At 29.0% G+C, this 14,307-nt stretch carries 14 protein-coding genes; 4 read left to right on the forward strand and 10 right to left on the reverse strand.

What is annotated here, in order from left to right; translation table 11 throughout:
* Position 1 precedes the first annotated feature (1 nt).
* From M6G78_RS00640 to M6G78_RS00655, 4 genes are all read left to right on the forward strand, one after another.
* Positions 2-3,031: a type I restriction endonuclease subunit R gene (locus M6G78_RS00640; protein WP_253229289.1), complete on the forward strand. Its 3,030-nt coding sequence runs from the start codon at positions 2-4 to the stop codon at positions 3,029-3,031.
* Positions 3,032-3,217: 186 nt separating this feature from the next.
* Positions 3,218-3,700, forward strand: coding sequence for a flavodoxin (locus M6G78_RS00645; RefSeq protein ID WP_253229290.1), 483 nt, complete (start codon positions 3,218-3,220; stop codon positions 3,698-3,700).
* Positions 3,701-3,721: 21 nt separating this feature from the next.
* Complete coding sequence (locus M6G78_RS00650; protein WP_253229291.1) at positions 3,722-4,888, forward strand: iron-containing alcohol dehydrogenase; 1,167 nt, start codon at positions 3,722-3,724, stop codon at positions 4,886-4,888.
* A 168-nt stretch (positions 4,889-5,056) separates the two neighbouring features.
* Complete coding sequence (locus M6G78_RS00655; RefSeq protein ID WP_253229292.1) at positions 5,057-5,737, forward strand: hypothetical protein; 681 nt, start codon at positions 5,057-5,059, stop codon at positions 5,735-5,737.
* A gap of 180 nt (positions 5,738-5,917) precedes the next feature.
* On the opposite strand, the gene M6G78_RS00660 is transcribed toward M6G78_RS00655, so the two are convergent.
* The 10 genes from M6G78_RS00660 to spoVAC all read right to left on the reverse strand — a co-directional run bounded on the left by M6G78_RS00660 (position 5,918) and on the right by spoVAC (position 14,277).
* Positions 5,918-6,802: a tyrosine-type recombinase/integrase gene (locus tag M6G78_RS00660; RefSeq protein ID WP_253229293.1), complete on the reverse strand. Its 885-nt coding sequence runs from the start codon at positions 6,800-6,802 to the stop codon at positions 5,918-5,920.
* Positions 6,803-6,824: 22 nt separating this feature from the next.
* Complete coding sequence (locus M6G78_RS00665; protein WP_253229294.1) at positions 6,825-7,808, reverse strand: YafY family protein; 984 nt, start codon at positions 7,806-7,808, stop codon at positions 6,825-6,827.
* A gap of 110 nt (positions 7,809-7,918) precedes the next feature.
* On the reverse strand, positions 7,919-8,548 hold the full coding sequence (gene hxlA, locus M6G78_RS00670) for a 3-hexulose-6-phosphate synthase (RefSeq protein ID WP_253229295.1): 630 nt from the start codon (positions 8,546-8,548) through the stop codon (positions 7,919-7,921).
* A 59-nt stretch (positions 8,549-8,607) separates the two neighbouring features.
* Entirely contained in the window at positions 8,608-10,608 is a 2,001-nt protein-coding gene (locus M6G78_RS00675; protein WP_253229296.1) for a bifunctional 4-hydroxy-3-methylbut-2-enyl diphosphate reductase/30S ribosomal protein S1, read from the reverse strand.
* Position 10,609: 1 nt separating this feature from the next.
* Complete coding sequence (locus M6G78_RS00680; RefSeq protein ID WP_253229297.1) at positions 10,610-11,203, reverse strand: 1-acyl-sn-glycerol-3-phosphate acyltransferase; 594 nt, start codon at positions 11,201-11,203, stop codon at positions 10,610-10,612.
* A 10-nt stretch (positions 11,204-11,213) separates the two neighbouring features.
* Positions 11,214-11,867 carry a (d)CMP kinase gene (cmk, locus tag M6G78_RS00685; protein ID WP_253229298.1) on the reverse strand — a complete coding sequence of 218 codons (654 nt, stop codon included), beginning with the start codon at positions 11,865-11,867 and terminating at the stop codon, positions 11,214-11,216.
* Between the two features lie 73 nt (positions 11,868-11,940).
* Positions 11,941-12,369 carry a hypothetical protein gene (locus M6G78_RS00690; RefSeq protein WP_253229299.1) on the reverse strand — a complete coding sequence of 143 codons (429 nt, stop codon included), beginning with the start codon at positions 12,367-12,369 and terminating at the stop codon, positions 11,941-11,943.
* Between the two features lie 74 nt (positions 12,370-12,443).
* Positions 12,444-12,800: a stage V sporulation protein AE gene (gene spoVAE / locus M6G78_RS00695; RefSeq protein ID WP_253229300.1), complete on the reverse strand. Its 357-nt coding sequence runs from the start codon at positions 12,798-12,800 to the stop codon at positions 12,444-12,446.
* Between the two features lie 10 nt (positions 12,801-12,810).
* Positions 12,811-13,827 (reverse strand): stage V sporulation protein AD, encoded by a 1,017-nt coding sequence (gene spoVAD / locus M6G78_RS00700; protein ID WP_138268987.1) that lies wholly within the window; start codon positions 13,825-13,827, stop codon positions 12,811-12,813.
* 3 nt (positions 13,828-13,830) lie between these two features.
* On the reverse strand, positions 13,831-14,277 hold the full coding sequence (gene spoVAC / locus M6G78_RS00705; protein WP_253229301.1) for a stage V sporulation protein AC: 447 nt from the start codon (positions 14,275-14,277) through the stop codon (positions 13,831-13,833).
* Positions 14,278-14,307: the final 30 nt, after the last annotated feature.

The raw sequence follows: 14,307 nt of genomic DNA on the forward strand, positions 1-14,307 counted from the left end.
CATGTTCTACACCGAATCCAGCTACGAAAAATCAATAATAGAATTATTTACCAATAATTTAGATTATAAATACATATATGGACCTGATACCGAAAGAGACATACACAGTCCGTTATATGAAGATGTACTTATTGACTGCTTATATAGAATTAATAAAAATATGCCAAAGGAAGCAATAAATGATGCTATATTCAAATTAAAAAATATAGAAAATGGGGAACTTGTACAAAGAAACTCTGTTTTTATGGACTATCTGCAAAATGGCGTTCCGGTAAGATATTTTGTAGATGGAAAAGAAAAATCTTCTATCGTTTATCTTGTAGATTATAACAATGTAGACAATAACTCTTTTATTATTGCCAATCAATGGACATTTATTGAAAACAGCGAAAAAAGACCTGATATAATTCTATTTGTTAACGGGCTGCCTGTAGTGCTTGCAGAGCTTAAGTCTCCATCTCGAGAAGAAACCAACGTAACAGACGCTTACAGACAGATTAAAAACTATATGAAAGAAATCCCTTCAATGTTCATATATAATGCAATTTGCGTTATAAGCGACCAAGTAATATCAAAAGCAGGAACAATAACATCAGGCGAAGACCGTTTTATGGAATGGAAGAGTAAAGACGGAGATTATGAAAACACAAAACACGCTCAATTTGATACATTCTTTGAAGGAATGTTTGAAAAAGAGAGACTTTTAGATATAATAAAGAATTTTATATGCTTTTCAAACGAGGGCGTAAAATCTTATAAAATTTTAGCAGGATATCACCAATATTTCGCAGTAAAGAAAGCGATAAAGTCAACTATCAATGCAACTGATACAGATGGAAAAGGCGGGGTTTTCTGGCATACACAAGGCAGCGGAAAGTCTTTATCAATGGTATTTTATGCTCAGCTTATAAATCAAACCTTAAACAGCCCTACAATCGTTGTTATTACAGACAGAAACGACCTTGACAATCAGCTTTATTCTCAATTTGCAAAATGTAAAGACTTTTTAAGACAAACACCTATACAAGCAGAAAGCAGGGAAAATTTAATTGAACTGTTAAAAGGAAGAAAAGCAAACGGTATTTTTTTTACAACAATGCAAAAATTCACAGAGACAGGAGAAGCTCTTTGTGATAGAAAAAATATTATCGTAATGGCAGATGAGGCACATAGGGGACAGTATGGGCTTAGCGAAAAGGTAGATATTAAGACAGGGAAACTAAAAGTAGGAACAGCAAGAATGATTAGAGATGCTCTTCCTAATGCTACATATATTGGATTTACTGGAACTCCTATTTCGCAAAAAGATAGAAGCACAAAGGAAGTATTCGGAAATTATATTGATATATACGATATGACACAATCAGTTAAGGACGAAGCAACGAAACCGATTTGCTATGAAAGCAGGGTTTTAAAATTAAATCTTGATGATGATATTTTACAACTTATAGATAAAGAATATGACAAAATGGCAGCAAATGCTGATGAAGAAGTAGTTGAAAAAAGCAAACGTGAACTTGGAAAGTTAGACGCTATATTAGGTAACGACAAAACAATCCTTTCTTTAACAATGGATATTATTGACCACTACGAAAACAACCGTGAACATCTCCTTACGGGTAAAGCAATGATTGTTGCTTATTCTCGTCCAATTGCAATGAAAATATATAATCAAATATTAAAATTAAGACCGGAATGGAAAGATAAAATTGCAGTTGTAATGACATCTACAAACAATGACCCTGAAGAATGGCGTGAAATTATAGGTAATAAAAATCATAAAAATAAGCTTGCACAGGAATTTAAAGACAATGAAAGTCCTTTAAAAATAGCAATAGTTGTTGATATGTGGCTTACAGGATTTGATGTTCCGTCTCTTTCTACAATGTATATATATAAACCAATGGAAGGTCATAACTTAATGCAGGCAATTGCCAGAGTAAACAGGGTATATAAAGATAAAGTTGCAGGGCTTATAGTTGATTATATAGGAATTGCCAGCGCATTAAAAAAGGCAATGAGCGATTATACAGCAAGGGATAGAGCAAATTATGGAGATACAGACATTTCAAAAGTAGCTTATCCAAAATTTGTAGAAAAACTTGAAATATGCAGAGATTTATTCCATCAATTTGATTATTCAAAGTTTGAAATAGGAAGCGAACTTGAAAAAGCAAAGACTATAAGCAGTGCCGTAAACTTTATAATGGATAGAAAGAGAGTGAAAGATAAAGAGGCTTTTATGAAAGAATCACTTATTCTAAGTCAATCATTGTCTCTTTGTTCTTCCATAGTTCCTAAGAATGAAAGAATAGAAGCATGTTTTTTTGATGCAGTAAGAGTATTTATTTTACGACTTAATGATAACGGAGTAGATAAGAAAATCTCCTTAAAAGAAATGAACAACAGAATAAACGAGCTTTTAAAACATTCAATAAAAACAAGTGGAGTAATTAACTTATTTTCTGATATAAAAGAAGAATTCTCAATTTTTGATCCAGAGTTCCTTAAAGACGTAGCTGCAATGCCTGAAAAAAATCTTGCAATAGAACTTTTGAAAAAATTAATTAATGAACAAATTTCTGTATATAAAAGAACAAATATAGTTAAATCAGAAAAATTTAGTGAAATAATAAAACGTTCATTAAATTCATATTTAAACGGGATGTTAACAAACGAAGAAGTTATAGAAGAAATGTTAAAACTTGCCAAAGAAATATCAAAAGCTCAAAAACAAGGAAAAGAAATGGGGCTGACGGCTGATGAGCTTGCCTTTTATGATGCACTAACAAAACCAAGTGCAATAAAAGATTTTTACGAGAATGAAGAACTTATTGTAATTACAAAAGAACTAACTGAAACCCTAAGAAGAAATAAAACCATAGACTGGCAAATGAGAGAATCAGCAAGAGCAAAAATGCGAATGATTATTAAAAGACTTCTAAAGGAACACAAATATCCACCTGAAGGTATGGATGATGCAGTTAAAACAGTAATGGCACAATGCGAAATGTGGGCAGATAATTTATAAAAGAGACCTAACAGGTCTTTTTTGTTTAAATATATATATACTTTTTAGGTATACATATATCAATAAATATAGAATTTGATATATTTAGTATTTTAATTTAAAATAAAATATATAAATAAAGTATTGACATGGAGTAAACTCCAAGTGATAGACTAAGCCTAAGATAAAACAAGGAGGTTTTATAAGATGAAAAATACATTAGTTGCTTATTTTTCAGCAACAGGAACTACAAAACATAAAGCTCAAATGCTCGCTGAAGCTTTAAATTGTGATATTTATGAAATAGAGCCAAAAAATCCTTACACATCAGCTGATTTAAACTGGCATGATAAGAAATCAAGAAGCTCTATTGAAATGGATGATAAATCCTCAAGACCTGAAATTATAGATAATAATCCAAATATTGAAAACTATGATGTAGTATTCTTAGGTTTCCCAATTTGGTGGTATACAGCGCCTACTATTATCAATACATTCCTTGAAAAATACAATTTTGAAAACAAGGAGGTTGTATTATTCGCAACTTCAGGAGGTAGTGGTCTAAGAGGTATTTCAAAGGATTTAAAAGGAAGCGTATCTGAAAGCACTATAATAAAAGAAGGCAGAATGTTAAACGGTAATATTACAAAAGAAACATTAGAAAGCTTTGTTAAAAGCTTAAATTTATAATATAAAGGAGAAGAAATTTAAATGTTAGGAAATTTTTCATATTCAAACCCTACAAAATTATATTTTGGTGAAGATTCATTAAACTATTTAAATGATGAATTAAAAAATTATGGTAAAAATATTATGCTAAGCTACGGTGGTGGCTCAATAAAGAAAAACGGTATATATGATAAGGTAATCGAAATTTTAAAAGCAAATGACAAAAACATCTTTGAAGATCCTGGAGTAATGCCAAACCCAACAGTAGAAAAACTTTATGAAGGATGTAAAATTGCTAAAGAAAATAAAGTAGATTTAATTCTTGCAGTTGGCGGCGGTTCTGTATGTGACTACGCAAAAGCAGTTTCTGTTTCAACTTACTGCGATGAAGATCCATGGGATAAATACTATTTAAGAATGGAAGATGTAGACAATGAAATCATTCCTGTAGGATGTGTGCTTACAATGGTAGGAACAGGTTCAGAAATGAACGGGGGAGCAGTTATAACAAATCATGAACAAAAATTAAAAATAGGTCATGTATTCGGCGAAAATGTATTCCCTAAATTCTCAATTTTAAACCCTACTTATACTTATACTCTTCCTAAATACCAAATGGTAGCAGGTTTTTACGATATTATGAATCATATCACAGAACAATATTTCTCAGATGATGATGACAATACCTCTGACTATATTAGTGAAGGGTTACTTAAATCATTAATTCATAGTTCAATAATAGCAGTAAAAAATCCAACAGATTATGAAGCAAGAAGTAATATAATGTGGATTGCAACATGGGCATTAAATACTTTGATTGCAAAAGGCAAAACAACAGACTGGATGGTTCATATGATAGGTCAATCAATCGGTGCTTATACTGATGCAACTCACGGTATGACTTTATCAGCTATTTCAATGGCATATTATCGTTATATCTGTCCATATGGTTTAAATAAATTTAAAAGATTTGCAATTAACGTATGGGGAGTGAATCCAGAAAACAAAACTGATGAAGAAATTGCAAAAGAAGGCCTTGACAGAATGGAAGAATGGATGAAAGAAATCGGTCTTGTTATGAATATCAGAGACTTAGGCGTTAAAGAAGATATGCTTGAAGGAATTGCAAAAGGTTCATTTATAATGGAAGGCGGTTATAAAAAATTAAGCCACGAAGAAATCGTTCAAATATTAAAAGAAAGTATGTAATATAAAAAACAGCTCTATGTAGGGCTGTTTTTTTGTTTTATTATATTTAATACTTTAATATATAATATAAAAAAGAAAGTTGATATTAATATTCAAGTTTTATATAATATAGTTAAACTTAAAATTTAATTATTAAAGGGAAAATAAAAAAGGGGTATATAGTATATAATGAATAATATTATTCCAATTTTAATTCTAATTGTATTAATAACAATTGGCTTTATATATAACATTTTAGAACTAAAAGATTTAAACAAAAGATATGATTTTACAAATAGATATTTAAATAATTTACAAATTTATTTAAATGATCTTTTTTTTAGGGAAAACTTCAATAATGACTTATATACTGATTTAACTTTTAATATAAAAGAAATGCAATATGAATTGGGTTATGATGGAATTTATCAATATGTTAAAGATAATTTATATGGTTTTACTGCAAAAAACTATCAATTACTTATCAATTTTTTACCTGAAACACGAAATTGTATTAATAATTCAATTTTAGAAAGTCGATGTAAAGATGAGGCTAATGACTGCATTGATATGTTTATTCGACATTTAGGCACACTTCAAAGGAAAATTGACAGTATAAAAAAAGATTTATTTAATCCTTTTATAAGCTTTGCACAAGGTGTTCGTTTTATAATAGCTTTGCCAGTATTAATATTAAAATGGTTTGGCATTATATCTAAATATGAAATAAGAAGTATTCAAAAAAATGTTTTTTTTAAAATTATAGGGAATGTCGTTACAATTACAAGTTTTGCAAGTAATATTATTGCAATATTTATAGGTTGGGATAAATTTTACACAATCATCAAAACAATTTTAAATAAAATGTAATATCAACTTTCCGCTAAAGACAACTTTAACATAGAATTGACTATATTTTATAATAAATTTAACATATTTTTACACATCTTCTCAAACCCTTTGATTATAAGGCTTTTAAGCATTAATATCTTTATAATGTTATTTTCTATTATCTTTTTAATATATATTCCATTTTATATCTATCCCATTTTAAAATTTACTAAATGGATTTTTATTCATATCAATTTCTTCTTTTTTATCTTTTAGATATCTTTCAATTTGTTTATCTGTTTTTAGTCCCAAGAATGATTTAATTTCATTAAACCCAGCATTGTTATAATCTTTTAACATTTTTACTGCAGTATTCCTTAAAATATTGCTGCTTATTCCTTTTTCTTCAATTCCTATTCTCTTAAGTGCATTTTTAACAATTTCTTGTATTCTTCTTGTTGAAATTGGTTTTTTTGGATTTGAAGGACTATTTAACAGGTATAGTTGGTCGTTTGAAAATAAAAAACGGCTTAAAATGCCTCTGAGAGCGTCATTTATTTTAACAATTCTTTCATTTTCACTGTTTTTGTTTATTATGATATTATTATCAAAAATATCTTTAGTTTTTATGTTTTGAACTTCTTTAACCGTAAGTCCATTAAATAACATAAGAAAAATTATTATTTGATTCTTTTCCGGTTCAATGTTTTTTACGTAATCTATTAAATCATTTATCTGCTCATTAGAAAGAACATCTTTATTTAAACTATCATTATTATATCTAAATTTGAACGAAACTATTTCGTTATTTAGACCATATTTTTTATTAAGAAATTTATAAAAGTTTTTAACTGCAGATATTTTTCTTGCGATAGTTTTATCTGAATTTTTAAGTTCTTTTTTTAAATAATCAACATAAGCATACATGTCGATACTATTAAGGTTTAAGAATAAATCTTTATCAGCTTCGTTATCTAAATTATTAATATGGTTTCTCTTCATCATAAATAAAACAAAGGTATTTAAGTCATATAAATACCCTTTAATTGATGCCTTAGAAATATTATTTGTATTTAAAAATTCATTTATAAGTTTACTTTCCATTTTACATAACTTCACTAAATATTTATTTAGTGAAGTTCTCTCCTATATAATTTTGATTTAACATTTTATTAAAGTCATCAATAACATTTTGAGGTGAGACAATTTTAATTCCACCCTCAAATTGAAATATCCAAGCATAAAATGTCGGACTTAGTCCAACACGAACTTTAACTAAAAAATCCTCTTTTCCTTTTTCTAAAACAGGTACATCTTCCCCAAATTTATCTATTATATATTTCATTAATTCATTCTTACATTTAAGTATAACTTCTTTTTCTTCCCCCGGAAACATACTAAATATCTTTTTCCCATAATCTGTAATAGAAAAACCATCTGGGAACTTTGTTCTTTCATCATCCAGCATTGTTGGAATTTCCATCCTATCAACTCTAAAAGAAACAACATCGTTTCTTTTATCGGAATAACCTACAAGATAATACTTATCTTGATTCCAATATAAAGTGTATGGGCTAAGAATATATACTTCACCATTATTTTTAAATATTTTATCTTTATTTATATTGTAATCATAATATCTAAAAGATATTTTTTTATTTTTATTTATAGCTGTATTTATCAAATCAATAATATAATATATTAAGTTATTATTTGTTTTTACTTTTCCTGTGTTAATAATATTTCGATTAAGATGTCTTCTTTGATTTTCTGAAACTAACATCATAAGTTTATTTATGATAATCTTACTTTTCTTTTTACTTATAAACTGTGAAGAAGATACCGCATCTATAAGCATTGCAAGCTCAGGAAGCTCAAAAAGTCGTTCACCAAAGAAATAAATATTTTTATTGCCTTTTTCACAAATTATATCATATCCCATTACTTCTGACAAAAAAGATATGTCTTCATTAAATGTTTTTCTATCTATATTAATATTATGTTCTTTTAAATAACTAAAAAAATCTTTTGTTGTTAATGGATTTTCTTCATCGCTTTTTTCATAAAGAAGCTTTAATATGAGAAAAATTCTATATCTATTGTTTTTCATAACATTACCCTCAATTCTTTATATACACATTCTACAACAACATTTATAAACTTTTCAATTATAAAAAAACAGACAGGGAAATTTTTCCCTGTCTTATATAATTCTATAGATTATTTTATCATTTTTTTCATTTTTTTAGCTGTTTCTTTTGGTGTAGAACTATTTACAAGTCCTCCGCCAACTATTATTACATCGGGATTTTGTGCATTTATTTCTTCTAATGTTTCAAGTTTTACACCGCCCGCAACGCTGACTTTTGTATTTTTTACTAAGCTTTTAACTTTTATTAAATCATCAAGAGGGGTTGCACCTTTCTTTTGTATATCAGTTCCCGTATGCACACAAATATAATCAACACCGATACTTTCCAAATATTTAACTCTTTCTTCTAAATTATCTACGCAAATTAAATCAACAAGAAGTTCTTTCCCTGCTTTTTTTACTTCTTCTAAAGAATCTTCTATTGTTTGATTATCACTTACAGCAAGAACAGTTACTATATCCGCACCGGCATCAAGAGCTATTTTTGTTTCAAATGCACCTGCATCCATAATCTTAAAATCCGCAAGTATCTTTTTATCTTTAAAGGTTTCTTTTAATTTTTTTATTCCCTCACTTCCGTATTTATAAGCAAGAGGGGTTCCAAATTCAATTATATCAATATACTCTTCACATTCTTTTACAATTTCGATACTTTCCTCCAAGCTTTTTACGTCCAAGGCAATTTGTAATTTTTTCATTTTTTTCCTCCTTTAAATAAAAATCCCCGCACTAAATAAAGTGCAGGGAAAATTTAATACTATTCAGATTTTAAAAGGTCACCGAAGATATCACCTAAAGTTACATTACCATCTTCTTGATGATAAACTTTGTTTCTTTCAATTTTTCTTTTTGGTGGATCCATTGTTTCTTTAATGCTTAAAGAAACTTTTCTTTTATCTTTATTAATTTCAATAATTTTAACATTAACTTTATCACCAGTTTTAACAACATCTTCAACTTTGTTTACTCTGTCGTATGATAATTGAGAGATGTGAATTAAACCTTCAACATCAGGAATAATTTCTGCAAAAGCACCAAAGCTTGTTGTGTTTTTAATTGTAGCAGATACTGTTTGACCTACTGTATAATTTTCAATAAATTCTTGCCATGGTTCTTTTGTTAAGTCTTTAACGCTTAATTTAACTTTGTAGCTTTCTTTGTCAAGTTCGGTTACAATAGCTTTTACGCTGTCGCCAACTTTGTATAAATCATTAATGTTGTTAACTCTTTTCCAAGCGATATCAGAAATATGAATAAATCCGTCTACGCCGTCTAAATCAATGAACATACCAAAGTTTGTAATGTTTTTGATTGGAGCTTCAACAACTTTACCGATTTCTAAATTAGCAATAGCTGCGTCTTTAGCTTCTTTTTCTTTAGCTTTTCTTTCTTTGTAAGCTTCTTCAAGAAGAATTCTTCTTGAAACAATAATTTTGTTTTTGTTTTTATCAAATTCTACGATTCTGCATTCAACTTCTTTACCAAGTAAATTATCAAAATCTTTAATGAATTTTGTATCATAGTAAGAAGCAGGCATGAATGCTTTAATGAATCCTAAGTCAACAATTAAACCGCCTTTTACAACTTTTGTAATTTTAGCGCTAACTGTTTCTTTTGCTTCAAATTTATCTTTTGCTTCATCTAAAGCACTAAGTTCATCAACTTTGATTTTAGATAATGAAACGTTCCCTGTACCGTCATTCATTCTCATAACCATAACTTTAACTTTATCACCTTTAGCGGCTTTTGTTGTTAAGTCTTCCATAAGGTCATATAAATAATCAGCTTTTTTAACAATTCCGTCTGATTTGTAACCAATATTCATTGTTACTTCATTGTGATCGACAGCAACGATTTCGCCTTCAACGATGTCTCCCTCTCTAATTTCTTTCATTGATTCTTCGATGTTTTTTTCAAAACTATCCACCATGTTGTTGTCCATAGTATTAATTACCTCCTCTATTAACTGGGTTGGTGTAGATGCTCCAGCCGTTAGTCCAATATTCTTATATTTCTTTATAGCATCGTCCAAGTCCGAAGCTTTTTCAACAAAGAAAACATTTTTGCATTTTGATTTACTGATTTCAACCAATTTCTTTGTATTTGAGCTATGAGTATCACCAACAACTACCATAGCTTCAACTTCTGATGCTATCTTACTGGCTTCTTCCTGCCTTACGCTTGTGGCGTTACATATTGTATTAAAAATTACCACATCTGCGCAATTTTCTTTAATAATATCTGTTATATCATTAAAGATTGATTTAATAATTGTAGTTTGGGCAACAATACAAACACTGTTATCTGTTTTAAATTCTCTCGCTTCATCTAGTGAGAAAATAACATGAGCAGAGTTCTCACACCACCCGTTAACCCCTATAACTTCGGGATGATTTTTATCTCCTACAATTATTATAGTATACCCTTTATTATGATATTTTTCAACCTTATTTTGAATAGATTTTACATAAGGACAAGTTGCATCAATAAGTTTTAGATTTTTTTCCTTAATCTTATCATATACATCTTTTCCAACGCCGTGAGAACGAATTATAACCGTTCCGCTTTCTATACTGTCAAGGTCTTCAATTATATCTACACCTTTTTCCTTTAATTCATTTGTAACAAATGCATTATGTATTAAAGGTCCAAGGGTATAAACTTTTTCATTCTTGTTTTTACTTGCTTCATAAGCCGTTTCAACAGCTTTATTTACACCGAAGCAGTAACCTGCACTTTTTGCTTTTATTATACTCATTTTACATTTCCTTTAATCTTATAATTTCAGGATAAATTTCTTTTTTGCATATTTCTACAAAATCTTCACTTGTAAGTTTTTTACCGTAATATTTGTCTAAATATATAGGCTTTCCGTAATTAATTATAAGAGGTTTTCTGAACTTATATTCACCTCTTATTCCAACGGGAACAACTGGAACTTTCATTCTTGTTGCCAAAAGAACAAGTCCGCCTTTTGGTTCAAGCATTGGCTTATCTGTTTTATTTCTTGTTCCTTCAGGGAAAAGCCCCAAAACTTCTTTATTCTTTAAAACTTTTATTGCACTTTTTATTGCAACAATATCATTATCTTCTCTTTTTACAGGTATTGCATATACTTTATGTAAAAACCAATTTAAAAATTTAGATTTAAATAAGACATCCTTAGCCATAAAATGCAGATGTCTTCCTTTAATTTGAACAGCTAAAAAAACAGGATCCCAAATATGAATATGGTTGCCTGAAATGATATATGCAACATCCTTATTAGGAAGATTTTCAAGTCCTGTTACTTTAACTTTATATAAAATTTTACATAAAACCTTTATTATTGGTCTTAAAAAATCATATAACATACACTACCTACTAACCGTTTACTTTATTTATTATAAAATCAACTACTTCATCTATTGTCATATCTGATGTATCAATTACTGTTGCATCTTCACAAACAACAAGAGGGTCAACTTCTCTGTTTTTGTCGTTTTCATCTCTTAATCGTATATCTTCTAAAATATCATCATATGGAACTTCTTTTCCTCTTTCAATATTTTGAAGGTATCTTCTTTTTGCTCTTTCTTCTGCTGATGCATCCATATAAAACTTAAATTCTGCATTTGGAAGAACAACGCTTCCAATATCTCTTCCGTCCATTATAACGCTTTTGCCTTTTGAGATATCTCTTTGAATATTTACCATTCTTTCTCTTACTTCTTTTATTGCAGCGTATTTAGAAACGTTTTTATCTATATTTTCAAATCTTATTTCTTTTGTTACGTTTTTGCCGTTTACAAAAATTTCATCTTTATCAAGTACAAGATCAATGTTTTCAAGAAGTTTTATAATATTTTCCTTATCATCACTTTCAACATTGTTTTCAAGTGCATAATAAGTAAAAGCTCTATACATAGAACCTGTATCAAGATAAGTAATATTAAGTTTTTTTGCGATTATTTTTGCTATTGTACTTTTACCTGATCCAGCAGGTCCATCAATTGCTATATTTATTATTTTACTCATTAGTAAACCTCAAATTCTGATAAATACTTATAAAATATTATATAATATCTTTTTAATTTTAACAAGTATTTAATTATATTTTAACGCTAAAAAGTTTGTTTATACCTTTGTTAAATTCGTACTTTTCATTAACCATTGGAGATTTTATATTATCAGAAACCTTTAATACAAGTACACTTAATTTATCTTCTTTAAAGTTTCTAAGATCCACTTCCACAACATCTTTATCGCTTACGGCAAGAGTCATTATATTATTCTTTAAAGTATAATTAAAATCTTCTTCTCCGTTTACAAGTATTTTTACTCCGTCACTTTCACTAAAAGACATTTTTATTACGCCTGCTTGTAAATAATTACTGGAATTTACCAGTTTTGTCTGTTCATTTGAAGTACTGCTTACAGTAGATATTATTTCGTTTTTATCCAAAATATTAAGCCCAATACATAAAATACTTAAAACAACAATTAAACTTACTATAAATTTTTCAAATTTATATATCATTTTATCACCTGTTTCCTCTTTAAAATTTTATGTCAGCACTTAAAAAAAATACTTGTAAAGTTAATAAAAGATTTTTATTTTTTTGTTTTTGGAGAAAAAATAAACGCAAAAAAATATCCAAAAATTATTGCTGCGGTAATCCCTCCTGCCGTAGCCGTAAGAGGACCTGTTAATATTCCAATAATTCCGTCTTGTTTTACCTGAAGAATGGTTCCTTTTACCAGAGAATAACCAAAACCTGTTAAAGGAACTGTCGCTCCTGCCTTTCCAAATTGTACTATGGGTTCATATAATCCAATAGCCGTTAAAATAATCCCCATAACTATATATATTACAAGGATCTGTCCGGAAACAAGCTTTGTATTATCCATTATAATTTGTGCTATAAGACAAAGTATCCCACCTGTTATAAATACGTTTAAATATTCCATAAAAACTCCTTTAATATTTATTTTCAATAGATACTGCATGTGCAATGCAAGGAATATTTTCCTTTTGTCCCGTAGAGACAGGACTTAAAAGAGCACCTGTTGCCACAAGCAAAATATTGTTTAACTCTTTTTTTAAAAGTTTATCGTATAGAAAAGAACAAAATACGCTTGCACTGCATCCTGCACCGCTTCCTCCGCTTACAACATCTTGATTCTTTGTGTCGTATATAAGCATTCCGCAGTCTTTGTATATATTTTCTATATTTACTCCTTTTTTTCTTAAAAAGTCCTTGGCGATATTGTATCCCACAATACCCAAATCACCTGTAATTATTAAGTCGTAATCTTGTGGTGATTTGTCTATATCTTCTAAATGAGTAATAATTGTATCACAAGCGGCAATAGCCATTGCGCTTCCCATATCATTTGGATCATTTTGTTCAAAATCCATAACTTTTCCTATTGTCATATGTGTTATTATTGGTTTATTTGTTACATTTTTATTTAACAGTACACAACCGCTCCCCGTAACTGTTCTTTGAGCAGTGGGCGGAGACTGAGTCCCAAGTTCCAAAGGGTATCTATACTGTCTCTCTGCCGTTGAAAAATGACTTGTAGCACTTATTATAGCAGTATCTATAAAGTCGCCGTCTAAAAGCGTTGAAGCTGTCTGAAGAGCCTCTACAAAAGTAGAACATGCGTTATAAATACCCCAGTAAGGAATTTTTAAATCTCTTGCAGTAAGATTTGTAGTTATAATTTGATTTAATAAATCCCCGCCTATATAGATATCTATATCACTTTGTTTTAAATTGTTCTTTTCCATCAGTGCAAGAATATTTTTAAGGCACATTTGATGTTCTGCTTTTTCATAAGAATTCTGCCCGAGTAAATCATCCTTAATAATTTCATTAAAATAACTTCTTAATGGACCTTCTCCTTCCATTGGTCCAACTATGGCTCTGGTATCTGAAATTGATATTAAATTATCAAATTTATAAGTTTGCTTTCCAAGTTTTTTACTCATTATCTACCTCGTTAAAATAAAATATATAAGCCCTACGATAGAACTTGATGTAATCCCAAATACAATAACAGGACCTGCAATTTTAAACATATTTGCTGCCATTCCGAAAATATATCCTTCTTTGCTGTATTCCATGGCACAAGATACAACACTGTTTGCAAAGCCTGTTATTGGAACTATAGAACCTGCTCCGGCTTTTTTCCCTATATTATCGTAAACACCTATACCGGTTAAAAAAGAACCGATAAATACAAGTACAATAGATGTCATATTTGATGCTTCAGTCATAGAAAATCCTTTCATAGAAAAAAAATCATTTATTATTTGTCCTATAATACAAATAAATCCTCCTACTAAAAATGACATTATTAAATGACTTTTCTTAGGCTTTGGTTTGTTTTCCTTAACTATTTTTTTATATTGTTTTATATTTTTTTCGTTGGTTTCCATATCTTTCTCCCAAAAATAAATTTATTTATA

It is taken from the genome of Anaerofustis sp. NSJ-163 (assembly GCF_024135845.1).
Lineage (GTDB): Bacteria > Bacillota > Clostridia > Eubacteriales > Anaerofustaceae > Anaerofustis > Anaerofustis butyriciformans.